Origin of the sequence: Acidihalobacter yilgarnensis, from assembly GCF_001753245.1 — a bacterium.
In the GTDB taxonomy this organism is placed as follows: domain Bacteria; phylum Pseudomonadota; class Gammaproteobacteria; order DSM-5130; family Acidihalobacteraceae; genus Acidihalobacter; species Acidihalobacter yilgarnensis.
Genome location: NZ_CP017415.1, coordinates 2,382,661 through 2,406,565 on the forward strand (window position 1 = coordinate 2,382,661; position 23,905 = coordinate 2,406,565).

The following is a 23,905-nucleotide window of genomic DNA, read 5'->3' on the forward strand; positions in this document are numbered from 1 at the left end:
TCTCGCTAAGCGCGCCACACAGGCCGCTTACGCCAAAAATATCGGCCGGGCGCGGCGGAACTTTAGGTTTTTTTTCGGGCAATAACGGGTAGGGAAGATACACGAGGCCGACACCAGCCGGCCTCGTGTCGGGGATTCATGGCAGCCAGGCGGCCAGCCAAGCATCAAGGTTGTCCTCAAGCAGCCAACGTTCACGGACATGATGCTTCAGTCGATCCCCCGCCAGCGCAGTGGCGTCCAGATCGTCGACATGCGAGCGGATCGCCTCGACCCAATCCTTGAAACGATTGCGCACGCGGGTGACCGGGAAATCCCCCTGATAAGGCGTAAGGTCCGAACAGACCACCGGGTATCCCAGTATCCCGTACTCCAGCAGGCGCAAGTGGCTCTTGGCGTGGTTGAACGGCACATCCTCCAGTGGCGCAATCGCAAGGTCGAGATTCAAACTGGCCAGTTTGGCAGGGTATTCGGCGATCGGGACGGGTTCATGAAATTCACGCACATAGGCGCGGATAGCAGGCGGGCACATTCCGAGAAAGACCCAATCCACCTCATCCTTGAGCGCCTCGACCACCCCCTCGATCAGCTCCAGGTCGCCGGTATGACTGATGCCGCCAGCCCAACCGACACGCGGCTTGGGTCCAACGCGACGGCTAGGTGCGTAGCGGTCCCAAACGGCCGCCTCAATGAAATTGGGCACCACGCGTATATCGTCGGCCAGATCGCGATATGCCTCGGCCAGTGGCGTGGTGGCTACGACCAGTCGATCGCAGGCCGACACGGCACGGCGCAGATGCTTGAACAGATCTTTCGGCAAATGCTTCTTGTGAGCATTCTTGATTGGCACATTGGTGACCAAATCGTCAATCTCGAAAACGCAGAACACGTCTGGATTGAAGCGCTTGTGGCGCTCGATCGCCTCGATCTGAAAGGGTTCCACCTGTCGCTGCAAAATCAGGCTGTCCGGCCTGATTCTCGCCAGTTCCGGAGGCGTGAAAATACGATCGACCTCACGGCCCTGAATGCGTCCGGCGCGGATCAGCGCACGAGCTGGCGCGATGACCCGATATTCTCCGCAACCCATCCGATCTGCTGGCTGAGCCACGATTCGCGGGCGCGGGCGCCACTCTGGATCCCAGAGCAGCGCCGGCTCTGTCTCGGGCTTGAACTCGGTATCCTTCAAGCTCAGGTAGCGATTGTATGCGGAGTCGTTGGCCATTTCCGGCAGCCAACGCGCGTACATACAGGCTTGCTCGCGCTGGAAACGCTCCAGCTTGGCGTTATCCGGAGTTTGTTCCACTCCGGACTGCTGGCTCTTAGAACCCTCGTGCATAAGGATTGCGTTCGGCGTCCAGACAACCCGATACCCTGCCGTACGCGCCTTGAGGCACAAATCGATGTCGCTATAGGAAACCGCGAGATCGTCGGCATCCAAGCCACCTAGCTGCTCGAAGAGCGTGCGGCGAACCAACAGACACGCCCCCGTCACCGCCGAGTAGGACTGCACGGTCATCAGGCGCGCGTAATACCCTGGATCCTTGGGGTCGCGACCGATGAACGGATGTTCGGCCGGCCCCTTCATGCCAAGCACGACACCCGCATGTTGGATCTTCCCATCCGGGAACAACAGCTTGGCGCCAACCACGCCCACGTCCGGGCGCTGGGCATGCGCCATCATCTCGTCGAGCCACTCGGCATGCAGCACAGCTGTATCGTTGTTGAGCAGCAGCAGATATTCGCCCCGCGCCTCGGCAGCGGCAAGATCATTCATGGCCGAATAATTGAAGGAATGCGGGTAGTCGATAACTCGGAGCCGACCACCAAGCTCCTCCTCCAGTCCGCGCAGTCCGTCAAGGTACTCAGTCGCATCCGGAGCAGCGCTACCGTTGTCCACCACCAGGATTTCGTAGTTCGGATAGGCCGTCAGCTTGAGTAAGGATTCCAGGCAGCGCTGCAATACCGGCTGCTGATCACGCGTAGGCACAATGATCGAAACCATCGGCTGCGCCGCATGCCGGTAGCGAATGCGGTAGGTCGTCGGAAGCTCGCCATTTTCGACTTCTGCATCGATAGCCAAGCGAGCGAGGTGCGCCATCAATGCTTGGCGGCCCTGTTCCAGCATCTCCGACAGCGGTATGTGCGCATAACTCGACTGCTGCCTCCTCCCGTACAACGCGCCGGGCACATGCCCGATGGCGGCATCCCCCCCTGTTCCCAGGCTCGCAACATCAACTCGTATTCCTCCAACCCTTCGAAGGTCGGATCGAACCCGCCGAGGCGGGCAAAAAAATCTCGCCGCACCCACATCACCCCGCCGGTATAGGGCATGCTCCTGAGATAATCCAAATTAAAATCAGGCTTGAAGTGAGGATCGCCGATGGGTTCCCCACTCAAATCCACCTGGTATTCATCCGTATAAATCACCTGCCATTCGGGATGCGCCACCATTGCAGTCGCCAAACGAAACAGCGCTTCAGGGGACAATTGGTCTCCCGCGTGAATCAAGCAGACCCAATCCGCCTCAAGCGCCAACAAGCTCTGATTGACGGCATCGAGCACAGCAGTTTCGACTGCACACCACGGGTATTCTCGCGCCTGCGCCGGGGCATTTCCTTCACCCACCAGACTCACACTGGCAGGCAACAGCCACTGCGCATCCAATGCGGCCAACGTCCGGGGCAGCAAGGCGTCGTAGGCCTCACTCGCGAGGACCACCAACCCAAACGTGGGCAACGCCCCGGTAGCAATCGCTTCTTCTGCCCAGATCCGCCAGTCAATCTCAACGGGCAACGGTGGGGGCGACGTAGAAGGCCCTGGCGGTGGGTTGGCCATGGCAGCCAACGCCTCGACCTTGCGTCGCCGGCGCGTCGGTAGCAGGTCGTATTGCGAGCGCAGCGCAGCCAAACCCGACAACCAGCGACAGGCGCCCGCATGCGCCTGGTATTCGCGCATCCTGCCACGGGCTCGCTCACCGATGCGCCGTCGCAGTTCCGCATCGCCGGCAAGTGCGCGCACCCAGACGGCCGCCTCATCAACATCCGGATCGGCCCAATTGGCCGGTTGCCCGATAAAATCGGCCGAGTACACCTGGGTATCGCCATCGACCGGAATCAAGCGATAACTCACCAGGCATGCGCTGTCCGGCGTCATATAGCTCATATTCCCCGACCAGGCAGTTGCAACCACCGGCTTGCCCAATGCCATGAATTCCATCGGCACTAGGCCCAGCCCTTCAGCACGATGCAGCGAGATGAAGGCATCGCAGCAGGCATAAAGGCTTACGGTATCCGTATAACTGAGACTCTCCGTCATCAAGTGCACGCGGGGATGCCCTTCTAACAGGCCAGCCAGTTGCTGCGCCCATTCACCAGGACCCGCGTTGTTGATTTTGATCAGCAAGTGCGCCTGATCTAAATCGCCAGCACCTGCCAGAAAAGCCTTGATCGCGGCGAAGGGGTTTTTTCGTTGATGGTCGCTGGCCGGCTCGAAGGCCGTCACGAACATTACCGCATCCTCTGCCTCTGGCAAGCCGAAATCCGCGCGCTGCTTGCCATTCGGCTCCGGCAGGCTCACCGGCACCGGAGCATCCAGCGCCAGGGGTCCATCGCAGGAAAAGGCCATTGCCGCCTCGACAAAGCGAGATCCGCCCAACACCACATCCATCACGCGCAACGCGGGATGCCAAACGGCGGGTACTACCGGCAACTCCCACATGGCCCAAAGTACATTGATCCGGTCCAGTAGCTGCAACGACTCACCAATGCTGGTCAGCAGCCACGGCATGGTCGCAGGCGGCAACAAAAACAGGTTGATTTCATGCGGCAGAGATTGGATATCGGTCACATGCAGGTGGGCAAAACGCAGATCGTGGCGACCGCGCCCTTGACCCGGATCGATGTCCAGAATGGCCACGGGTACGCCCAAACTCACCAGCGCTTCCACGACTTGGCGCGCGAACACCCCCAAACCCAAATTACCGCTGACGTGGCCAATAATATTCAGGCCCTTCACGGGCGATTGCGTCACGTGCTCGGCGGCGTCATCCACCGATGGTACCCTGGGAGACGAATACGGCACGCTGGGGACCGCCGTCTCTACGGTATTGCCTACGATTGCCGCCATCTTCGGGATATTATTTTCGACGGATGTGATATCAACCTGCCGCTGAGCCAGCAAGGCAATGTCAAACCCGCCATTCAGTCGCTCGATATGGCTGATTCTGAAGCCTTCGAATTCGGCCATAAAACTGACCAGCTCCACGGGTACGGGGCGTATGTGCGTCGGGTCCAGCCAGAATGAACGCATCGCCACCTCGGGCACCTCGATATTCGGCCACTCCAAGATCAGCAGCCCATCCGGCTTGAGGGCACGCGCGACTAGGCGGAAAAAATCCAGCTGCACTTCCCAGGGCAAATGCTCGATGACGTGAAAGGCGCTAATCACGCCCAGAGAGCCCGGCGTAACCTCGCGCAGGCGCGTCATCAGATCACCCTCCTCCATCGGCAGGCCCATGGCGCGCGCGCGCTCCACCACCACTCGGTTGCTGTCGATACCGGTTACCGGAATACCAGCTTCCTGCAACAAGGCAACCCACTCGCCACGCCCAGCCCCCAAATCCAAGGCCGGCGCCTGTAGTGCCTCGTGAATCTGCCTCACCACTGGAAGGTAATATTCCAAACGTTGCCGTATGGTTTCAAAGCTGCCGCGAAACCGCTCCTCGAAGGCGCTGTAGAAGGCCTGCAGCCGATCCTCGTTTGCCCTTGTCATGCCCTATTCCCTTCGATTCGGATGCGGCGATCAGCCGCGCGTCATCCCGGCGGCACATTCACCGGGAACTGCGCGCACTCTGCCCGCCGACATCAAATACTCAAATGTACTTAAACAACGACAGACTCTGCACCTTCTGGTAGGTCAGTTGTGAGGCCTGCAAACCCGCCAGCTGCTGGTTATATAAGCTAATTGCGCTGGCATAGTTGAGATCCTGTATCTGTGATTGTGCGGTTTGCAGCTGCAGCTTCGCATTGGATTGCAGTTGTTGCTGGTCGGTGATGGCGTTCAGGCGCGAACCCACACCCGCCTGCTTATTGATGACATTAGTCATCGCCTGATCGAGCGAGCTCAATGACTGATTCATCACGTTGTGCAGTCGCGCCTGACTCCCCGCACTGCCGCCGCTTGGCGTATTCAGGGCCGTGATCATATTCTGAACCGTCTGGAACATGCTCTGTGACTGACTTGGCGCGATCGTGAACTGGTCCCCGGTGGCCGGCGCCCCGGTGATCGATGTCTGAATCCCGGCGAAACTGATAGTGGAGCCACTCTGGAAGGCCTGATTGCTGAGTACCGTCGTCCCAGTGGTCGAATCGACGACGTTAAACTGCGTGGCGGTGGTAAATTGAATTTGATAGGTATCGCCGGTATAGCCCGTTGCCGCAGTCACGGTACCGGGATCGATGATGCCGCTGCCAGTATTGGTGGCACCGGGAACCGCAGTGAAGCTACCGTTCCCGCTGGGGATCTGCATGAATACATTGGATCCCGCATCGTTGACCGCCACCTGCCGGTTGGCATCGATCTGCAGATAACGCTGCGCGTTGTCCCCAAAATAGCTGAAGCTGCCATTCGGATTCTGCGTGAAGGGTTTGGTTTGCGTTTGCGAGCCGCTGAAGATGTACGAACCGCCTGCGTCCTGGGTGTTGCCCATAGCGAGCAACTGCTGGAGGTTCTGACTGAGCTGCGAGGCGATACTGGCGCGACTGGCGTCGGTCTGGGTGCCGTTGTTCCCTTGCAAAGCCAGTGTTCTCACGCTTTGCAGCAAATTCCCTACGCCCTGCAGGGTGCTCTGTTCGAGACCCAGACGCGCGGTGGCTGCGTTGCCATTGGTTTGGTACTGCGTATTGGTGTCGATCGCACTCTGCAGATTGAGTGCCTGCGCCGCACCGGCGGGGTTGTCGGCGGGGGTCAGGATCTGTCGGCCCGTCGATAGTTGTTGTTGCGTCTGCGAAAGCTGTGCTTCCTGACTCAGCATTGAGCTGATCGCCGCTTGGCTGAACTGCTGAGTGGAGATGCGTATGCTCATGGCGATAACCTCGCTTACACCGCGTTCAACAGTGTCTGAAACAGGGTATTGGCCGTGGTGATCACCTTGGCCGATGCTTGATAAGCCTGCTGGTACTGCACCAGATTGGCAGCCTGCTGGTCAAGATTCACGCCGGAGATCGATTGCTGCAACGAGGTCGCCTGATTCAGCAAGGTCTGCTGGTTGGTAGCGCTCGATTTCGCCCCCTGGGTCTCATTGCCCACATTGGCGACCAGCTGATTGTAGATGTCGCCAACGCTTGCCGTACCCCCACTCATGAACTTGTTCTGCTGAATCTGCGCCAAAGCCAGCGCGTTGCCGTTGTCGCCCGGACCCGAGGGGGAAACGGTGAACGTATCACCCGCCTTCGCCGTACCGCCAATGGTCGCCTGCCAGCCGTTATAACTCACCGTCGTACCTGCGGTGGTGTACGGCTGAGTCACCGATGTGCCGGTGGTCGCATCAGTCAACGTGTAGCTGGTCGGGGGATTGTTGAAGGTGATCGTCACCGGATTGCGCAGATTGGCGTTGCCCACGGTGCTCGCCGTCACTTGCGGTGCGGTAATGGTCGCCGTGCCGGTATTGGTCTGGCTGGCCGCGCTGACCACTGGCGCCGCGGCGGCGATCTGACGCGGGTCGGTCGCCGCCATGGTGATGTCGCGGGCGGCATAGCGCGTCGGCTGGATGGAATAGGTATCGCCCGCGCTCACCGTGGTGGGCACCACGATACTCAGACCATCGGCCACGAAGGGATTGGCTGCCGTGCCGGTGCCGCTCATGGTGATCGGTTGATTGCTGCCGGCGACCTGCAAGGTCCAGGCACTGCCGCTGTAACTGAGCTGATAGTCGTTAGCGGTCAACTGCGCGACATTACTGACCGTCACCGACGGCGAACCGCTGCCGGCCGCATTACTCGAACCGGCATAGACGCTCGGCCCAGGCACGTTGAAGAAATTCTGACCAAGTGTGCCGGTCAGGTCCACACCCAGCTTCTGCTGCGCATTGAATGCCTGGCCAACTCCGATGGCCAGCTGCCCAAGGGCGTTTTCCGCTGGAACCACGACCTGATTGCGCGCTTCAAGCAAGCCACCGATATTACCGCCAACGTTACCGCTGGCAACGGGAATACTGCCATTTGACGTCTTGAAAACCAGATTCAATTGATTCGGATCGCCACTGGTCGGGGCCGTGCCCAAAGCCGTAGTCGCCGTGCCAACCACCAGGGCCTGACCGGTGCCGATCATCACGTTCACCGAGCCATCACTCTGGGTCACGGTGCTCACGTTCACCGATTTCGACAGTTGAGTGAGGAGTGCATCGCGCTGATCGAGCAGATCATTGGGCTGTCCGACGGGATTGCTGTTCGTCGTTGCCACGATCTGCTTGTTGAGCTGCGCGATCTGTGTCGCCAGCTGGTTCACCGTGTTGACCTCGGTCGTCAACTGACCGTTGATCTGGCTGCTGGTTTGATTGATCTGGCTGTACAGGCTGTTGAAACGTGCGGTCAATTGCCCTCCCTGAGACAGCAAGGTCTGGCGCGCAGGGATCGATGAAGGCGCATTGGCGACACCTTGTACCGCGTTGAAAAAGTTCTGCACCGCGGGCTGCAGACCGGCGGTAGCGTTGGCCAGCAGGTTGTCGACCTGGGAAGAGTATTGACTGTAGGTCTGGTAGCGCGCGTTGGCCGAGGTGGCATTATTGACCTGGGCGTTGACCACACCGCTGAATATCCGCTGCACGCCGGTAACCTGTACGCCGCTGCCGAGATAATAATTTCCTCCGGTTTGCGGCAGGCTCGCGCTTAAGTCGACGCGTTGCCGGCTGTAACCAGGCGTATTGACGTTGCTGATGTTCTGACTCGTGGTTTGCAATGCCTGCTGGAAGGCCAGCAGGGCCGAAGTGCCTACACCGAGGATATTTGTCGCCATGCGGTACTCCCGAGGCGCGCACCGCGCCCCATCCGATTCAGGTTAGCGGCCCGTTCGCGCCATTCTTGACCCCCGCATCGAGCGCCATCAGATGCTGGCCACCAAGAATGGCCTTGATCTTGTCGGCGTAGGCCGGGTCGGTGGCGTAACCGGCGCTCTGCAGACCATCGAGATAGGCCGCGGGGTTCGACGCCTGCGCCAGGGCATCGCGGTAACGCGGTTGCGTGGAGATCAGATGCGCATAATCGGCAAAACTGGCTGCGAGCGACGGGTAGGCGCGAAACGACGCCGTGTCACGTTGTAAAACTCCGCCGCGGAACTCCATCGTCGGCACGTTGACCTGCGCGCCCTGCCAATGCGTGCCTGCCTTGATACCGAACAGATTGAAGCTGCTACGACCATCCGGTCCGCTGGGTATTTGCTTGCCCCAACCGGTTTCCAGCGCCGCTTGTGCGACCAGCACCTCCGGCGCCACGCCGATAGCGGCCGCAGCCTGACGCGCATACGGCATGACCGCCCGCACGAACTCGCCCGGCGTGGCAGGCGGCCAGACGGTAGGCCGCGCAGCCTCGCCCGCACCCGCCGACGGTGCCGAGTGTGCCGGCGGCACCGTCGGCACACTCGGCACACTCGGCACACTCGGCACACTCGGCACCGTCGATATGGTTCGCGGCGTCGAGGTCGATGGGGTTACAGGCTTGCCGCCCAAGGATTGATCGATCAGCTTGTTCAATCCGAGGGCATTGTGACCAGCCAGGTCGATGGCAATCTGGTGATCGTATAGTCCCTGGTACAGCCGCGTTTGCGAGCTGTCCATCAACCCGTGTTGCGGCGTCGCGGCGCGCATGGCCTTGAGCATCATCTCGATGAATACGGCCTCAAACTGTTTGGCCGCGGCCTGGCGTGCCTGCGGGCTTTGGGTTTTTGCCGCCGCCTTGAGCTGAGCGAGCCCCTGAAAATCGGTGTAGTTGGAGGCCAGGGCCCCAATATTGGTGGCTTGAAGCGCGCTCATCAGATCACCACCAATTGTGCACGCAAGGCCCCGGCACGCTTGAGTGCCTCAAGTATGGCGATCAGATCGTCGGGCGTGGCCCCCACGCGATTGATCGCCTTGACGATGGAATTGAGGGTCACGCCAGGCTTGAACACGAAGGCATGTGCCTTGGCTTGCTTGGCACTGACGGTCGAGTTCGGCGTCACCACCGTGTTACCACCGGAGAGCGCGTTCGGCTGGCTGACCTGTGGATTCTCGGAGATCGTCACGGTCAGATTGCCGTGCGCGACCGCAGACGGCAGCACACGCACGCTGCTGCCGATGATCACCGTACCGGTACGCGCATTGACCACGACACGCGCCGGCGGCGCAGCCGGGTGGATATTGATGTTTTCAAGATAGGACACAAAGGCCACCCGCTGACCGCGGTCTGGCGGTGCATTGACCCGTACTGAGGCGGCATCCAAGGCCTCTGCGGTACCCGGTCCCATCGCCTCGTTGATGGCGTGTGCAAGACGGGTGGCCGTGGTGTAGCTCGGATTGTTCAGATCCAGCGTAATGCTGTTGCCACGATCGAACGACGTAGGCACATCGCGCTCGACGGTAGCGCCGTTGGGCACCATGCCGACACTGAGCACATTGACCTGCACGCTGGAACCGCTTCCACCCTGCGCCCCGTAGCCACCGACCACCAGATTACCCTGTGCCATGGCATAGACCTGCCCGTTGGCGCCGTGCAGAGGCGTCATCACCAGCGTGCCGCCACGCAGACTCTTGGCATTGCCGATTGAGGAGACGGTGATATCAATATCCTGACCCGGCTTGGAAAATGGCGGCAAATTCGCGGTGACCAATACCGCGGCGACATTGTTCAGCTGTGGGTTCACATTACTGGGCAGGGTCACGCCGAAGCGCGTGAGCATGTTCTCGATACTCTGGATGGTAAACGGCGCCTGACTGGTCTGGTCGCCGGTGCCGTCGAGACCGACCACCAGGCCATAACCCACGAGTTGATTGCTGCGCACCCCGGCCAGCGTTGCGAGATCCCGCACCAATTCCGCGCGTGCGACCCCGACCATGCCGAAACACAAAGAGAAAACGGCTACGAGCGCAAACAGGCGACGACATGATTGGGATTGAATACGGGCGCACATGGGCGAAGTCCTCACAGTGGCCACCAAGCATTGAAGAATTTCGCCAACCAACCCTCTCGGTTGGCGTCATTGAGCACGCCGCGCCCGCCATAGGCGATTTCGGCGTTGGCGACCTGGGTCGATAGCACGGTGTCCAGCGGCGTAATGTCGGCGGAGCGCACAATACCGCGAAAACGCACGTACTCTCGTCCCTGGTTCAGCGCGATCCATTTTTCACCCTGCACGATCAGATTGCCGTTGGAGAGCACCTGGGCAACGGTCACCGAGATGGTGCCACTCAGCTGGTTGCTCTGCGTGCTGCTGCCCTTGCCGGCGAAGGCGTTCTTGCTGGCGAGGCCGGCGCTGAGCAGAGACTTGCCGTTGTAGGTGACGCCGGCCCCGAGCACCGTCGGCGCGGAGACATTGATGCTGGTGTCGCGAGAAGTCGCGGTATCTGCTGACTTGTTGGCGTTGGTGCTCTCGTTGAGGATGACCGTCAGGATATCGCCGACGTGGCGGGCGCGCTGATCCTCGAATAACGGTACGCTGTTCGCGCTCTGGTAGATCGCGCCGTTGTTCTGAGAAGCCGGCTTCGGCGGCGGCGGCATCACCGCAGTGAAATCCGGATTGTTGCCACGCATGGGGCCCGTCTGAAGCGCGGCGCAGCCGCCGAGCAGGCCGAGCGTCGCGAATAACGCTGCCATCCTGAGGACATATCCCACTGCTTGCGCGTTCATCCGAATCTCCTGCCTCACAGTGTCTGGTTGACGTACTGCAACATCTGATCGGTCGTGGCGATCGCCTTGGAATTGATCTCATAGGCGCGCTGACATTCGATCATGTTCACCAACGACTCCACGGTATTGACGTTCGAACTTTCAAGCGAACCCTGCTGCAGCGACCCCAGACCGTTGAGGCCAGGCGTGCCGGATTGGGCCGTGCCGCTGGCGGCCGTCTGCAAATAGAGATTCTGCCCGACGGCCTGCAGACCCGCCGGATTGATGAAGTCCGCCAACTGAACCGTGCCGATCTGGGTGGGTGTGGTACTGCCGGCCACGGTCGCGGTCACCGTGCCGTCGGTGCCGATGGTGATCGACTGAGTGTTGGGCGGTACGGTGATGCCAGGTTGTAGCGGATAGCCGTTGGCGGTGACTACTTGCCCACTGCTATTGAGCTGGAATTCGCCGTCACGCGTGTAAGCCACCGTGCCGTCCGGCATCGTGATCTGAAAGAAGCCGCGCCCCTGTATCGCCAGATCGAGGTTGTTGCCGGTCTGAACGATATTGCCCTGGGTGAATATTTTCTCAGTCGAGTTGATGCGAACGCCGGTGCCTAGCATCAAACCGGAGGGCAGCTGCGTGTTCTGTGAGGATTGCGCACCCGGCTGACGGACGTTCTGGTACAGCAGGTCCTCGAAGGAGGCCCGCCCCTTCTTGAAGCCGGTGGTGCTGACGTTGGCCAGATTGTTGGCGATCACGTCCATGCGCGTCTGTTGCGCATCCAAACCGGTTTTCGCTATCCACAAGGCCGGATTCATAGGTTTATCCCTCGATTCATCTCATCAAGCCAGGCGTATCAGCTGGGCGCTGGCCTGATCGTTGTTTTCCGCGGTCTTCATCATCTTCACCTGCATCTCGAACTGGCGCGCCAGCGAAATCATCTTGACCATGGCGTTGACTGTATTGACGTTGCTGCCCTCCAGAGCCCCAGACACGAGGGACACATCTGCACTGGCGGGTAATGGCTGGCCGTTGCGCGCGTGCATCAGCCCATCGAGGCCCTTGACCAGATTCGCGTCCGGCGGGTTGACCAGCTTGATGCGGTCGACCACGGCCAAAGCGTTCGGCTGCTGCCCAGAAGGCAGTACCGTGATGGTGCCGTCATGCGCGATATCGAGCTTGTCGTGCGGCGGCACCGCGATCGGGCCGGAATTGCCAATTACCGGGTAACCTTGACTGGTCGTGAGTAGTCCGTTGGCATTGATCTTGAGCTCGCCGGCACGCGTATAGGCTTCCTGACCATTGGGTCCCTGCACCGCGATCCAGCCGGGCCCGTTGAGTGCGACATCCAGCGGCCGTCCGGTGGTGATCAGCGGCCCCTGGGTAAAGTCCGTGCCTGTGCCCTCGGTCTGCGTATACACGCGACTGGCATAGCCCGGCCCCTCGACGGGTACAGCCTTGAAGGCCTCCAAATCGCGCTTGAAGCCAACCGTATTGGCATTGGCCAAGTTGTTGGTCGTGTTCGCCTGGGCCAGGAGGATTTCCTTGGCGCCGGACATGGCGATATACAGCATGCGGTCCATGGCGGTTTACAGATCCCCGATCAGGTCATGTTGATGATGGTTTGGGTCACCGTATTGGCCGTGGTGATCACCTTGGCATTGGCCTGATAGTTACGCTGTTCGGTAATCAGGTCGACCAGTTGTTTGGCTTCGTCAACGTTCGAGTTCTCCAGCGAACCCGCTTGAACCTGTCCCAGGCTACCGGTACCCGGCGCGCCCAAAATGGGGCTACCCGAGGCATAGCTCTGCGCCCAGGCGGTGTTACCGACCGCCTGCAAACCCTGGGGGTTGGTGAAATTCGCCAGCGCAATCTGACCCAGCGCCTGCGACTGGCCGTTGGTGTAGCGTGCGGAAATCACACCCGAGTTGCTGATATTGAGACCGGCGAGCTGACCAGAGGTGTAGCCATTCTGGGTCAGGCTGTTCACGCTACTGGTGTTGCCGAACATCGTGCTCCCGGTCAGGTTCAGCGTCATATTCATCGCCGCGGCACCATTGGTCGGCGAATAGGGACCGTAGGCAATCTGCCCGTTCGTCGGGGTCACGAGGTTGCCGTTGGCGTCGAAGGTGAGCGTCGATTGCGGATTGCCGCCGCTGGGTACCGTCGTGCCATCGATCTGGGTCAACACCTGCCAGGTCGTATTGCCGGGTGTCGTCGTGGTCGAAGGGGTCGTGGTGTCCTTGCGGAAATAAAAGATCGCGGTATGCGGGGCGCCGAGCGAATCATAGACCGTGGAGGGCGTGGAATAGGTATACGACGCGGTATTCGCCGGGTTGATCGTCCCCGTGCCCAAATCGGTCGCCGCTGCATTCAGGTTGAGCGAGGCCGACAAGGTCGACGTTGCCTGCGGAGGGCCCGCGCTGGTGGCCAACTGCAGATTGGTCAGACTGCCCTGATTGAAGGTCGGGTTCGCCGACTGCGAGTTGATCGGCGCATAGACCTGAAGCTGCTGCCCCTGCGCATTGACGACATAGCCCTGCTGGTTGACCTGCATGGCACCCGCCCGGCTGTAGACCTGGGTGCCGTTATTGCTGAAGATGAAGAAACCTTGACCGTTGATAGCCGCATCGAGCGTGTTACCCGTATTGTTCAGCGTACCTTGGCTGAACTGCTGGGTCACCGCTTGCAGCTGCACGCCGGTGCCGACGGCCTTGTTGCTGATGCCATTGTAAGCCGTGGCGTAGATATCCCCGAACTCGGCGCGCGAGGACTTGAAACCCGTGGTGCCTGCGTTGGCAATATTGTTGGAGGTGACGTTAAGCGCCTCCGACGCCGCATTCAAACCCGTCAGTGCCGTTCCAAATGACATGATTCGTTCTCCTTATTTATACTTGTCTATACGCGTCGCAACGCATCGGGCTGCTTAACTGATCTGTCGGATTTGCGAAAGATCGACATTCCCCATACCGCCCGACAGCGCCAACGTAATCGGCCCACCGTTCTGCGCCAGGGTGACGCTGGAAACCTGTGCGGGCGACAACACGCCGAGTCCCTGGCTCTGTCCATTGACCTGACCAACAGCCTTGACCTCATAAGTCCCCGCCGGCATCGGCGTACCCTGCATATTCGTACCGTCCCAACTGAAATTCGCGAGCCCCTGGGCCTGTGTGCCGAGATCCATCTGCTTGACCAATTGCCCACTCGTGTCATAAATACCGACCGACACTTGAGATGCCGGCGTGGTAACGTCGACGGAGCCCTGCAGCGAGCCACTCGCGGGCAACACCGCCATCGACGAGGGCGCCAACACCGTCCGCCCCACCAGGCTCGCCGCCTGCAATGACTGGTTGGTCGACAGCGACTTCGACAGCGTGGCAAAGGAAGTGGACATGCTCTGGATACCGGAAACGGTACTGAACTGCGCCAGCTGTGCCAGCATGTTCTGTCCGCTCATCGGTTGCGTCGGATCCTGATTCTTGAGCTCGGCCACCATCAGATTCAGGAAGGCCTGCTGACCCAGCTGGGAGCCGGACGAACCCGTTCCGCTGGTCGCGCTCGACGAAGAGGTCGTGCTGCCGGTCAGGCCGAGCTGCGCGAGGACGCTGGGGTTAAAACTCGAATTGATGGCGCCAGTGCTCATTTCTCCACCTCGAATGGATTACTTGCCAAGCTGCTGTACGGTGCTCAGCAGCAGTTGCTGGGTTGTGGTCAGGACGTTCACATTGTTCTGGTAACTGCGCGAGGCCGAGATCATGTTCGCCATCTGCTCGACCGTGTTGACGTTGGTGGTGTAGACATACCCCTGCTTGTCGGCGAGAGGATTACCTGGCGCGTACTCGCGGCGAATCGGCGCCCGACTCTCCTGGATATCGGTCACGCGCACACCCACCGCCGAGTCGCCACCCTGCGCCTTGAACAGCGTCGAGGCGAAGACCGGCTGGCGCGCACGGTAGGCGGCTTGCTCGCTCGACGCCACGTCGTCGGCATTGGCGAGATTGCTGGCGATCGTATTGAGGCGCACGCTCTGCGCGGCAAGCCCGGAACCCGCGATATTGAATATGCTGTACAGACTCATGATCAGGTCCCCATGATCGCGTTCTTGAGCCCCGTGATTCGCCCAGTCAGAAAGGCCAGCGTGGCCTGGTAGCGCAAGGCATTCTCACCAAATGCCGCCTGGTTGTACTGAAGATTGACGGTGTTTCCATCCAGAGACGGCTGCAGTGGCACCTGGTACAGCACTGGCGCGCTGACACTCCCTGATGCGGGTTCCATATGCTGCGGACTGGTCCGCACCAACGCCAGATTGCCGCCATGCCCGCTCACAGAGGCCAATGCGGCCTTGAAATCAATGTCGCGTGCCTTGTATCCAGGGGTATCGGCGTTGGCGATATTCGAGGCCAACAGCTCGGCGCGCTGCGCCTCGAGCTGTAGGGCCTGCGGAAATGAGCCCAGCGCCTGATCGATCGAAAATGGCATGTTGCCCCATCCTAAAGTTTTCACCTACCAGGACGATAGCAATTACGATGCCAACGCAAAAATCCAGCAATAGCGCGGGCTTGAGCGCCCATGGCAGGTCAAGACGGCAAACTTTCGCCGCCTAACGGCAAAGTCATCGGAACCGGTTGCCCGCTCCGGCATCGCGATAAAGCGTTTTGATCCGTGGCCAGACGGGGGTTAGCATGTGCGCCCCGAAACCAGACCCGACGAGCGGCCATGTCCCAGGAACCCATTGAACAGTGGATGCAACGCGTCGCCGATGCGACCGGACCTCTCGTGGAGCAATCGCCAGACCACCGCTGGCTGTTGCGACAGAGCCTGTATACGCACTTTCAGCGACTGGTGACCCTGACCAGCCTCGGCGAAATGAGTGGCCCTATTTTGGATGTCGGTGCCGGTACCGGCGCGCTGACCCTCGATCTGGCTTGGCATGCCAGCCCTGATACGCAGATCAAGGCCGTCGACAATGACCCCAAGGCACTCGCACTGCTCCACGCCCTGGCGATGTCGCTAGGCGTCAGCGTCGAGATTCAGCTGGGTCAAGCCTCGACCTTACCGGCCGAAACAGCGAGCCAGGCGTTGACGGTGGCCCGTTACGTCTTCCAACACCTGCCTCAACCCGAAATCGCACTGGCCGAAATGTGCCGCGTCACCCAACCGGGCGGACGCGTGCTGATTATTGACGTGGACGACGGTGTCGCTTTGGGCGAGCCGCCGGAATCCCCTCATCTGGATGGACTGCGCGAGGCCATTCGCACGCTGCAATCCAGGCGCGGCGGCAATCGTCGTATCGGTCGACATCTTTATCGACTCATGCGCGACGCGGGACTCGAAGCCATTCAGATCATCCTCATGCCCCGCGTCAGATTGGGTCTGCAACATGGGCGAAGCGCTGATATGGAACTGCATCAGATCGAACGCCTGCTCGCCGAGCGCGACGATCTCATCGCTGCCGACCTGATCACCGCCGAGGCTTTCGATCTCGGCGTCACGGCTCTCCGGCAGAGTTTTGCCGAGGATCGTTTCGAGCTCGACGCGGACTTCATCGCCATTGGCCGAATGCCATCTGCCGACTCGCCGTCATAAATCTCTATTGGCAAGTGCCCGGCACACGGCCCACAATGAATCCATTGCCGAGGGAGACGATACGCATGCGAGCCGTCCTGCCAAGGGTGCTGGTCGTACTAGCGCTCATGATCACCGGCTTGAGCACGTCGGTCGCATCCGCCGACTCTGCCGCGCAGTTCAAGGCAGCGCTGGATGCTCTGTCCACCAATCAACTTGATCGCTTCGAGGCGCTATCGCGCCCATTGATCGGCAATATTCTCTATCCCTATCTGCGCTACGCCTATCTCGAACATGAGATCGAGCACGTGCACCGCGCCGACATCGATGCCTTTCTCAAAGCCAATGCCAAATTGCCGATCAGCAACGCGTTGCACAGCGACTGGTTATTGGAACTCGCCCGCCGTCAAGACTGGACCACGTTCATCGCCGAAGATACCGGCAGCGGTGGCGGTAGCCGCCTGGCCTGTGCACGCGTGCAGGCACTCGCCGCAACTGGCCACGTCGACAAGGCGCTGACGCTCGCAAAACAGCTATGGTTGGCCGGCTACTCGCAACCGCAGAGCTGCGACCCCGTATTCAGCCTGCTCACGCAGCATGATCTGCTCACGCCAACCCTGATCCGCCAGCGCCTTTTGCTTGCCCTCGACGCACGCAACATCAGCTTGGCCCGCTTTCTGGCACGCAAGCTACCGAGCGCCGAACAACCACTGGCGGCTCGATGGCTGCAGGTCTATGAAACGCCGTCGAGCCTACTAGGCCAGCCGCTCCATACGCTCGGGCCGGCACCAGAACGCGACCGCATACTGCTTGCGGCGTTCGACCACTTCGCACGCCGAGACCCTGCACAAGCTCGGCACCTCTGGGTACAAGTCGCCATAGGCAAACCGACGCTGCCACCTGCGATACGCGATGAAATCAACCGCGACATCGCCCTCAACGCTGCCTGGGACGGACTACCCCAGGCACAGGCTTGGCTTGACGCCCTACCGAAAGGCGCCACGAACGATATCGTGCGCGTCTGGCGTGTGCGCGTTGCGCTCCGCAACGGCAATTGGATGGCCACCCTGAAGCACATTCGCGCGATGCCATCGGCACAACGCGCGGAACCGAACTGGCAATACTGGGAAGCCCGCTCGCTCGCCGCCCTTGGCCAGCCGGCGGCGGCGGAAAAAATTGCCCGTCCCCTGGCCAAGCGATTCAGTTATTACGGTTTCCTCGCCGCCGATTTCCTGCAAAGCCCATATGCCACCGGCAAGCCGCTACCGCCAACCGATCCCGCGTTGCAGCACAAGATTGCCGCCCATTATCTGGTTCGCGTGGCCTTCGCGCTTGAGAAAGTCGATCAGCATGCGGATGCCAAAGCCGCCTGGCGTGCTGCCCTGCGTCGCTTCAATGCCCAAGAACGGTTCGCGGCCGCCGAGCTGGCCTACCGGCGCGGCTGGGCCTACGGCACCTACGCCGCTGCCGCACGCGCCGGCATCCGCAATGCCTCACGATTGATGTTCCCCTTCGATCAAATGCCCCACATACAGGCCGCCGCCAGTCACAACGGACTCAAGCCGGGCCTATTGCTCGCGGTCATGCGCCAGGAAAGCGCCTTCCAAACCAGCGTCTGCTCGGACAAAGGGGCTTGCGGACTGCTCCAGCTGTTGCCAAGCACCGCCTGCTGGATCGGCCGACAGACCGGGCTTGGAGATCTAACCTGCAGCCTGAAGGCGCTCTCAAAACCCTCGGTCAACATTCGCGCAGGCGCAAACTATCTTGCCTATTTGTTCAAGCAATTCGACAACGACGCTGTACTGGCCCTGGCCGCCTACAATGCCGGTCCGCGCACCGTGAATCGTTGGTTATCCGCTCCGGCAGCAACCAAGCCCGGCTCGGCCCGCTGGCTGGCGACACTGCCCTACGGCGAGACCCGCAACTACGTCGAGGCCGTCCTGTTCAACCGAGTGGTCTATACACGACGCCTCGGACCGAGGTCCGAAGTAAAGGGGATCCAGACTGCGCCGAGATTCGCGTCCGCCAAGCAAGACCATCGTCTGGCGGACGCGCTGCTACCCCAGAGTCTCACCCCTGGGGTTGTGCGTTGACCTCGTCGCTCAGGGCTTGATATAGCGGAAACCATGCGCCTCAAGCTGCATGATGCGCACGATACCGCCCGGCACGACCACCGCAGAATCCACCAGCTTGGGCAAATGGCCCAGCTTTTTCTTGAACCCGAGCATGGTGTTGTGACAGGCGTCGAATTCCACGCCCTCGGCGTTAAGACTTTGGATACGGGCAGCCATCTTGCTGTTCTTAAAGAGCATTTTTAGCCCAGGGCCATAGGCCACCACAACCACCTGAACCTTATCTGGACCAAAGTAATTGAGTACGTTGGCGGCGTTGTTGAGTACCAGATTCCAGCGTTTTGGATCGGCTTGACTCACCTGAATCACCACATGTTCCTTGGCAAACGGGAGGGAATGGACGAATTCCGGCTTGTCGTAGTTGTAGTTTTTGAACAGCGACCAGTTTTCGGCCTGCGCAGGCTGGAAAGCGGCCCACGCGAACAAGGCCAACACGGGTAATACCAAACGGATCTTGCGGTTCATGTCCTACTCCTTAGGTGTTTTTGGTGTAATTCGAATTGCAGCCCGGCCACGGGCCCACACAGATGGCCTGGTGTCTTGACGAACCCTACCCCCTGCTCTGGGTAAGCGAAACCCGTCCGACAGTGCATGAGATACCGCAGCAGGCTGAACTATTCCATCTGCGGCGCGTCTCTGCATGAAAATATCAGCACTCAGGTAACCGAAAATGCGCGTATGCGATGGCAGCTGCAGACGACTGGCGTCAATCGAACGACGGTTGCCGCCCCTCCGAACCACACACCTGATCAACCAGCTGCGCCGCCAAGCGGCTGCGTTATCCGGTACGGGTTATGAAGACGCCGTCTCGGCACTCGCCGCAGCGGCCGATGCGCTCGAACAAATCACCCAGGATCTGGCTCGTAATACCTGAGCCCCCATCCGTTTACGCTGTCACGAACGACCGCCTGGGTGATACGATTCGCACCCTTGACCGGGTCCCGCCCGGCGTCGACGCACACCCCAGCTGACATGGCCACCCAAACCGACCTCGATGGACTCAACCCCGCCCAGCGCGAGGCGGTGAAACAAACCGATCGCCCGCTCCTTGTGCTCGCTGGCGCGGGCAGCGGCAAGACCCGCGTGATCACCACCAAAATCGCCCATCTGGTACGCCACTGCGGCATTCGGCCACGCGGCATCGTTGCCGTAACCTTCACCAACAAGGCAGCCCGCGAGATGAAGGCGCGCGCCGCTGCACAACTGGCTCGAGATGAAGCCCGCGGCCTGACGATTTCAACCTTCCACAATCTCGGGCTGAATTTTCTACGGCAGGAGTTACGCACCGCCGGCCTAAAGGCTGGATTTACCATCTTCGATGCGCAGGACAGCACCTCGCTGGTCAAGGAACTGATCCACAAGGACGGGGCCGGCGACGAGGAGCCGATCCGCCACTGTATTTCACGCTGGAAGAACGACCTTCGCTCGCCAGAGGAGGCCTTGGCTCAGGTCGAGGATGAACTCGAATCGCGCGCTGCCAAGGTCTATCAACGCTATCAACGCTCACTGGCCGCCTACAACGCGGTGGATTTCGACGACCTGATTCTCCGCCCCGTGCGCATACTTGAGGACCACCCCGAGGCCCGTGAGCGCTGGCAGAATCGCGTACGCCATCTGTTGGTCGACGAATACCAGGACACCAATGCCTGCCAGTACGCCCTGATGCGCCTGCTGGTCGGTGTCGATGGTGGTCTCACCGTGGTTGGCGACGACGATCAATCGATCTATGCCTGGCGCGGCGCACGACCGGAGAACCTCACTCACCTGCAAACGGACTTTCCGCGCCTGCAGGTGGTCAAGCTCGAACAAAACTATCGCTCCACCGGACGCATTCTGGCCGCCGCGAACCACCTCATCGCCAATAATCCGCACACCTTCGAGAAACGCCTGTGGAGCGCGCTCGGCGCCGGTGAGATGCTGCGCGTCCAGCCCGCCAGCAGTGCCGAAGATGAGGCCGCCCGTGTGATTTCCGAGATCATCCGTCGCCACTTCCAGGATCGCTGCGAATACAGCGATTTCGCTATTCTCTACCGGGGTAACCATCAAGCCCGCCCCTTCGAACGCTGGCTACGTGAACACAGTATTCCCTACCGACTCTCCGGCGGCACCGGCTTTTTCGAGCGTCAGGAGGTCAAGGATTTCATGGCCTACCTGCGCCTGCTGGTGAATCCAGACGACGATGCCGCCTTCCTCCGCGTGGTCAACACCCCTCGCCGCGGCATCGGTCCCTCTACCCTTGAGGCCCTCGGCGATTACGCAGGCGGACGCGGTGTAAGCCTGCTGGCCGCCGCCGGCGAATTGGGTCTGGAACAACAGCTGTCAGGACGTGCCGTCACCGCCCTTCGGCGTTTCACCGACTGGGTCGGCGAGCGTGCGCGCGAGATCGAAGAGGCTGAACCGGTCGCCTTCGTGCGTCGCGTGCTTGATGAAATCGATTACGCCGCCTGGCTGGAGGAGAACCACGAAGATCCCAAGGCCGCCGCGCGCAGGCTCGATTACATCCACGAACTCATCGACTGGATGCAGCGCCTGTGCAAGGACGAGCCGGAGCGGCGCCTGCCCGACCTCGTCTCGCACATGTCACTGATGGACATCCTCGAACGCAACGGCGAAGAGAAGGATCTCAACGCGGTCAACCTGATGACGCTGCACGCCGCCAAGGGCCTGGAGTTTCCACATGTATTCCTGGTTGGCATGGAAGAGGAATTGTTGCCTCACCGCAGCAGCATCGAATCCGGCGATCTCGAAGAGGAACGTCGACTCGCCTATGTGGGGATCACCCGCGCGCGGCGTAGCCTGACCCTGACCTACGCGGAGAAGCGCAAGCGCTATGGCGAGGAATACGACTGCGAACCCAGCCGCTTCCTAGAGGAACTACCACCCGAACACCTGGAGTGGCGCCGCGAACCGCCGAGCGCCGAGGAGGCACGCGATCTCGGTCGCGCGCATCTGGCCAACCTCAAGGCCATGCTGGACTGAAACCATGCACGAGATATCCGACGAACGCATCGCCGAACCTCGCAATGCCCTGCCCATCGGCGTATTCGATTCGGGCGTCGGCGGACTCACGGTGTTGCGCGCGCTGCGCGAACGTCTGCCTGAAGAGGATCTGCTCTATCTCGGCGATATGGCACGACTGCCCTATGGCACCAAGAGCGCGCAAACCGTCAGCCGCTATGCCTGCCAGGCAGCCGGCGTTCTGGCCACGCGTGGTATCAAGCTGCTAGTGGTGGCTTGCAACACCGCCTCCGCGCTGGCGCTCGATGCACTGCGCGAGCACTTTCCCGGACTGCCGGTGATCGGCGTACTCGAACCCGGCGCGGCAGCGGCCTGCGCCGCCACACGCAGCGGACGGGTTGCCGTCATCGCTACAGAGGGCACCGTACGGGGCGGCGCCTACGTCCGCGCCATCCAGGCACGACGCCCGGAGGTCCAGGTCAGCGCCACCGCCTGTCCATTGTTTGTCTCGCTGGCGGAGGAAGGCTGGCATACGGGACCGGTCGTCGAGGCCGTGGCCCGACATTACCTCGAACCGGTGCTCGAAGCCGCAGCGCCAGACGTACTGGTGCTCGGCTGCACCCATTTCCCGGTATTCAGCGACACCCTGAGCGCCCTGGTGGGATCCGGCACCATGCTGGTGGACTCAGCCTCAACCACCGCCGACGCCGTCGCCGAGATGCTGTTACACAATCGACTCAACGCGGCGAGCGGGCGGATCGGCCAGAGCCATTATATGACCACCGATGCACCGGAGCGCTTCGCCCGCGTCGCGCGCGCATTTCTGGGCGCCGAGCAAGCGCCATCTCGGGTCGAGCTGGTCGACCTGTGAGCTCTCATGCGTTCGTGATATGTTGGAGCCCCGCGTTGGGAATTGCCCATGGATAACGAAAATACCGCCGACCTGCAGGCCCGCATCACAGCCCTCAAGCTGGAACATCGCGATCTCGATGCCGCCATCGTCGCGATGACCCTCGCACCCGGCGCGGACCAGTTGCAATTGACCCGTCTCAAGCGCCGTAAGCTCCAACTCAAAGACAGCATCGCGCGACTGGAAAGCCGTCTGATTCCCGACCTCGACGCCTGAGCGGCGCCACCCTCACGCGCGTCATGACGCGCATCATTGAAGAAACACGCATCGCTAATAGTGCGGTGGCGGGGGTTCCTGCTCGGGCGACAATGACGCCGCCGGAGCAAGTTCGATCAATTGTCCCTTCAAACGATCGATGGCCAACCAGGCATCACGCAGCTCACGCTCACGCATCAGCAACGCATCGGTCAGGGCGTCCATCGAGGCCTCCAGATGGGCCATGCGCTCTTCCAGCTCGATGACCCGCTGCATGCCCGCCTCGCCCAAGCTCGTCTTTCCCACGGCACCTGAACTCACTTGACGCTCTCGCTGGGACCGGCAGATCCGACCGGCAGATCGGCGATGCGCATGGCGGTCGCCACCATGCGCGACAAATCACCGGTATCGGCGGGGATCACCACCGTGGTACCGGCCTTGGCCAGGTTGCCCCATTGGATAATAAAGTCCTTGGCCACCTGCATTCGCATGGCCTGCTCACCCCCCGGTGCCTGTAGCGAGGTTGCAATGGCACCGATCGCACTTGCAGTGGCTTCAGCTACGAGCTGAATGGCCTTGCCCTGCCCCTGAGCCTCTAGAATCCGCGCCTGACGGTCGCCCTCGGCCAAATTGATTTGCTGCTGACGCTCGCCCTCTGAGATATTGATCTGCTGCTGCTTTTCACCCTCCGAGCGCGCGATCATGGCGCGCTTCTCGCGCTCAGCGGTGATCTGCAATTCCATCGCGCGCAACACCTCCTCCGGCGGAGAGATATCGCGGATTTCATACCGCAATACCTTTACGCCCCAGTTCACTGCCGCTTCGTCAAGAACATTGACCACCTCGGTGTTAAGCTCCTGGCGCGACGACAGCACTTGATCCAGGTGCAGGTGACCGACGGTCGAACGCATGGTGGTCTGCGCCAGCTGCACCACGGCCGCCACCGGATCCGAGGTGCCATAGGCCGCAGCACGCGCATCGGTGATCTGGAAATAAAGCACGCCGTCGACACTGACCTGCGTGTTGTCCAATGTAATGCAAACCTGTTTGGGAATATCGACAGGTGTCTCGCGCAGATCGAAGCGGTAAGGCACGTTGTCGACAATGGGGATAATCACGTTAAGCCCGGGTTCCAGTACGCGGTTGAAGCGTCCCAGACGTTCAACCACCCAACCACGCTGCTGTGGCACGATGCGTATACCGCGGACAATGACGAAAACGACAATCACGGCAAGTGCGATCAGTACGACAAACAATGGACTCATCTTGGAACTCCTTGGGGCGGGAAACGG

At 60.7% G+C, this 23,905-nt stretch carries 22 protein-coding genes; 6 read left to right on the forward strand and 16 right to left on the reverse strand.

Annotated features, from left to right (window positions below):
• Positions 1-136: 136 nt before the first annotated feature.
• From BI364_RS11420 to flgB, 13 genes are all read right to left on the reverse strand, one after another.
• Positions 137-2,122, reverse strand: a complete 1,986-nt coding sequence (locus tag BI364_RS11420) for a glycosyltransferase (protein ID WP_197495689.1) — start codon at positions 2,120-2,122, stop codon at positions 137-139.
• Positions 2,095-4,767, reverse strand: coding sequence for a methyltransferase domain-containing protein (locus tag BI364_RS18385; RefSeq protein WP_197495690.1), 2,673 nt, complete (start codon positions 4,765-4,767; stop codon positions 2,095-2,097). The genes BI364_RS11420 and BI364_RS18385 overlap by 28 nt, the downstream gene beginning before the upstream one ends.
• 100 nt (positions 4,768-4,867) lie before the next feature.
• Positions 4,868-6,079 carry a flagellar hook-associated protein FlgL gene (gene flgL, locus BI364_RS11425; protein ID WP_083251345.1) on the reverse strand — a complete coding sequence of 404 codons (1,212 nt, stop codon included), beginning with the start codon at positions 6,077-6,079 and terminating at the stop codon, positions 4,868-4,870.
• A gap of 14 nt (positions 6,080-6,093) precedes the next feature.
• Positions 6,094-8,007, reverse strand: a complete 1,914-nt coding sequence (flgK, locus tag BI364_RS11430) for a flagellar hook-associated protein FlgK (protein ID WP_070078842.1) — start codon at positions 8,005-8,007, stop codon at positions 6,094-6,096.
• A 37-nt stretch (positions 8,008-8,044) separates the two neighbouring features.
• Positions 8,045-9,019, reverse strand: a complete 975-nt coding sequence (gene flgJ, locus BI364_RS11435) for a flagellar assembly peptidoglycan hydrolase FlgJ (protein ID WP_083251346.1) — start codon at positions 9,017-9,019, stop codon at positions 8,045-8,047.
• Positions 9,019-10,080 (reverse strand): flagellar basal body P-ring protein FlgI, encoded by a 1,062-nt coding sequence (locus BI364_RS11440; protein WP_233279629.1) that lies wholly within the window; start codon positions 10,078-10,080, stop codon positions 9,019-9,021. Before BI364_RS11440 ends, flgJ begins: the two co-directional genes overlap by 1 nt.
• Positions 10,081-10,166: 86 nt before the next feature.
• Positions 10,167-10,871 carry a flagellar basal body L-ring protein FlgH gene (gene flgH, locus BI364_RS11445; RefSeq protein WP_070078844.1) on the reverse strand — a complete coding sequence of 235 codons (705 nt, stop codon included), beginning with the start codon at positions 10,869-10,871 and terminating at the stop codon, positions 10,167-10,169.
• A gap of 14 nt (positions 10,872-10,885) precedes the next feature.
• Positions 10,886-11,671, reverse strand: a complete 786-nt coding sequence (flgG, locus tag BI364_RS11450; protein WP_070078845.1) for a flagellar basal-body rod protein FlgG — start codon at positions 11,669-11,671, stop codon at positions 10,886-10,888.
• Positions 11,672-11,695: 24 nt separating this feature from the next.
• Positions 11,696-12,436 (reverse strand): flagellar basal-body rod protein FlgF, encoded by a 741-nt coding sequence (flgF, locus tag BI364_RS11455; protein ID WP_070078846.1) that lies wholly within the window; start codon positions 12,434-12,436, stop codon positions 11,696-11,698.
• A 20-nt stretch (positions 12,437-12,456) separates the two neighbouring features.
• On the reverse strand, positions 12,457-13,725 hold the full coding sequence (flgE, locus tag BI364_RS11460) for a flagellar hook protein FlgE (RefSeq protein ID WP_070078847.1): 1,269 nt from the start codon (positions 13,723-13,725) through the stop codon (positions 12,457-12,459).
• A 54-nt stretch (positions 13,726-13,779) separates the two neighbouring features.
• Positions 13,780-14,496: a flagellar hook assembly protein FlgD gene (locus tag BI364_RS11465; RefSeq protein ID WP_070078848.1), complete on the reverse strand. Its 717-nt coding sequence runs from the start codon at positions 14,494-14,496 to the stop codon at positions 13,780-13,782.
• An 18-nt stretch (positions 14,497-14,514) separates the two neighbouring features.
• Positions 14,515-14,931 carry a flagellar basal body rod protein FlgC gene (gene flgC, locus BI364_RS11470; protein ID WP_070078849.1) on the reverse strand — a complete coding sequence of 139 codons (417 nt, stop codon included), beginning with the start codon at positions 14,929-14,931 and terminating at the stop codon, positions 14,515-14,517.
• Positions 14,932-14,933: 2 nt separating this feature from the next.
• A complete protein-coding gene (gene flgB, locus BI364_RS11475; RefSeq protein WP_070078850.1) occupies positions 14,934-15,332 on the reverse strand; it encodes a flagellar basal body rod protein FlgB in 399 nt (132 codons plus the stop codon).
• A 237-nt stretch (positions 15,333-15,569) separates the two neighbouring features.
• On the opposite strand from flgB, the gene BI364_RS11480 reads away from it, so the two are divergent.
• Complete coding sequence (locus BI364_RS11480; RefSeq protein WP_070078851.1) at positions 15,570-16,439, forward strand: methyltransferase domain-containing protein; 870 nt, start codon at positions 15,570-15,572, stop codon at positions 16,437-16,439.
• Between the two features lie 65 nt (positions 16,440-16,504).
• On the forward strand, positions 16,505-18,511 hold the full coding sequence (locus tag BI364_RS11485) for a transglycosylase SLT domain-containing protein (RefSeq protein ID WP_070078852.1): 2,007 nt from the start codon (positions 16,505-16,507) through the stop codon (positions 18,509-18,511).
• A 9-nt stretch (positions 18,512-18,520) separates the two neighbouring features.
• Here the strand turns inward: BI364_RS11485 and BI364_RS17495 are convergent, their stop codons facing one another.
• Positions 18,521-19,015 (reverse strand): DsrE family protein, encoded by a 495-nt coding sequence (locus tag BI364_RS17495; protein ID WP_083251348.1) that lies wholly within the window; start codon positions 19,013-19,015, stop codon positions 18,521-18,523.
• A gap of 256 nt (positions 19,016-19,271) precedes the next feature.
• On the opposite strand from BI364_RS17495, the gene BI364_RS11495 reads away from it, so the two are divergent.
• The 4 genes from BI364_RS11495 to BI364_RS11510 all read left to right on the forward strand — a co-directional run bounded on the left by BI364_RS11495 (position 19,272) and on the right by BI364_RS11510 (position 22,634).
• Positions 19,272-19,424, forward strand: coding sequence for a hypothetical protein (locus BI364_RS11495; RefSeq protein WP_156782731.1), 153 nt, complete (start codon positions 19,272-19,274; stop codon positions 19,422-19,424).
• Between the two features lie 98 nt (positions 19,425-19,522).
• Entirely contained in the window at positions 19,523-21,529 is a 2,007-nt protein-coding gene (gene rep / locus BI364_RS11500) for a DNA helicase Rep (RefSeq protein WP_070078854.1), read from the forward strand.
• 4 nt (positions 21,530-21,533) lie between these two features.
• Entirely contained in the window at positions 21,534-22,379 is an 846-nt protein-coding gene (gene murI / locus BI364_RS11505; protein ID WP_070078855.1) for a glutamate racemase, read from the forward strand.
• Positions 22,380-22,427: 48 nt separating this feature from the next.
• Positions 22,428-22,634 (forward strand): YdcH family protein, encoded by a 207-nt coding sequence (locus BI364_RS11510; RefSeq protein WP_070078856.1) that lies wholly within the window; start codon positions 22,428-22,430, stop codon positions 22,632-22,634.
• Positions 22,635-22,688: 54 nt separating this feature from the next.
• Here BI364_RS11510 and BI364_RS11515 read toward each other — a convergent pair whose 3' ends face one another.
• Both BI364_RS11515 and BI364_RS11520 read right to left on the reverse strand, forming a co-directional pair.
• The gene (locus BI364_RS11515; RefSeq protein ID WP_083251349.1) at positions 22,689-22,934 is read right to left on the reverse strand and encodes a SlyX family protein; all 246 of its coding nucleotides are present in this window, start codon (positions 22,932-22,934) and stop codon (positions 22,689-22,691) included.
• A complete protein-coding gene (locus BI364_RS11520; RefSeq protein WP_070078857.1) occupies positions 22,931-23,878 on the reverse strand; it encodes an SPFH domain-containing protein in 948 nt (315 codons plus the stop codon). Before BI364_RS11520 ends, BI364_RS11515 begins: the two co-directional genes overlap by 4 nt.
• Positions 23,879-23,905: the final 27 nt, after the last annotated feature.

Coding starts and splice junctions, on each gene's coding strand:
- BI364_RS11420 (WP_197495689.1), bottom strand. CDS start 2,122: ATGCTGGAACAGGGCCGCCAAGCATTGATGGCGCACCTCGCTCGCTTG.
- BI364_RS18385 (WP_197495690.1), bottom strand. CDS start 4,767: ATGACAAGGGCAAACGAGGATCGGCTGCAGGCCTTCTACAGCGCCTTC.
- flgL (WP_083251345.1), bottom strand. CDS start 6,079: ATGAGCATACGCATCTCCACTCAGCAGTTCAGCCAAGCGGCGATCAGC.
- flgK (WP_070078842.1), bottom strand. CDS start 8,007: ATGGCGACAAATATCCTCGGTGTAGGCACTTCGGCCCTGCTGGCCTTC.
- flgJ (WP_083251346.1), bottom strand. CDS start 9,019: ATGAGCGCGCTTCAAGCCACCAATATTGGGGCCCTGGCCTCCAACTAC.
- BI364_RS11440 (WP_233279629.1), bottom strand. CDS start 10,080: ATGGTCGGGGTCGCACGCGCGGAATTGGTGCGGGATCTCGCAACGCTG.
- flgH (WP_070078844.1), bottom strand. CDS start 10,871: ATGAACGCGCAAGCAGTGGGATATGTCCTCAGGATGGCAGCGTTATTC.
- flgG (WP_070078845.1), bottom strand. CDS start 11,671: ATGAATCCGGCCTTGTGGATAGCGAAAACCGGTTTGGATGCGCAACAG.
- flgF (WP_070078846.1), bottom strand. CDS start 12,436: ATGGACCGCATGCTGTATATCGCCATGTCCGGCGCCAAGGAAATCCTC.
- flgE (WP_070078847.1), bottom strand. CDS start 13,725: ATGTCATTTGGAACGGCACTGACGGGTTTGAATGCGGCGTCGGAGGCG.
- BI364_RS11465 (WP_070078848.1), bottom strand. CDS start 14,496: ATGAGCACTGGCGCCATCAATTCGAGTTTTAACCCCAGCGTCCTCGCG.
- flgC (WP_070078849.1), bottom strand. CDS start 14,931: ATGAGTCTGTACAGCATATTCAATATCGCGGGTTCCGGGCTTGCCGCG.
- flgB (WP_070078850.1), bottom strand. CDS start 15,332: ATGCCATTTTCGATCGATCAGGCGCTGGGCTCATTTCCGCAGGCCCTA.
- BI364_RS11480 (WP_070078851.1), top strand. CDS start 15,570: ATGTCCCAGGAACCCATTGAACAGTGGATGCAACGCGTCGCCGATGCG.
- BI364_RS11485 (WP_070078852.1), top strand. CDS start 16,505: ATGCGAGCCGTCCTGCCAAGGGTGCTGGTCGTACTAGCGCTCATGATC.
- BI364_RS17495 (WP_083251348.1), bottom strand. CDS start 19,015: ATGAACCGCAAGATCCGTTTGGTATTACCCGTGTTGGCCTTGTTCGCG.
- rep (WP_070078854.1), top strand. CDS start 19,523: ATGGCCACCCAAACCGACCTCGATGGACTCAACCCCGCCCAGCGCGAG.
- murI (WP_070078855.1), top strand. CDS start 21,534: ATGCACGAGATATCCGACGAACGCATCGCCGAACCTCGCAATGCCCTG.
- BI364_RS11510 (WP_070078856.1), top strand. CDS start 22,428: ATGGATAACGAAAATACCGCCGACCTGCAGGCCCGCATCACAGCCCTC.
- BI364_RS11520 (WP_070078857.1), bottom strand. CDS start 23,878: ATGAGTCCATTGTTTGTCGTACTGATCGCACTTGCCGTGATTGTCGTT.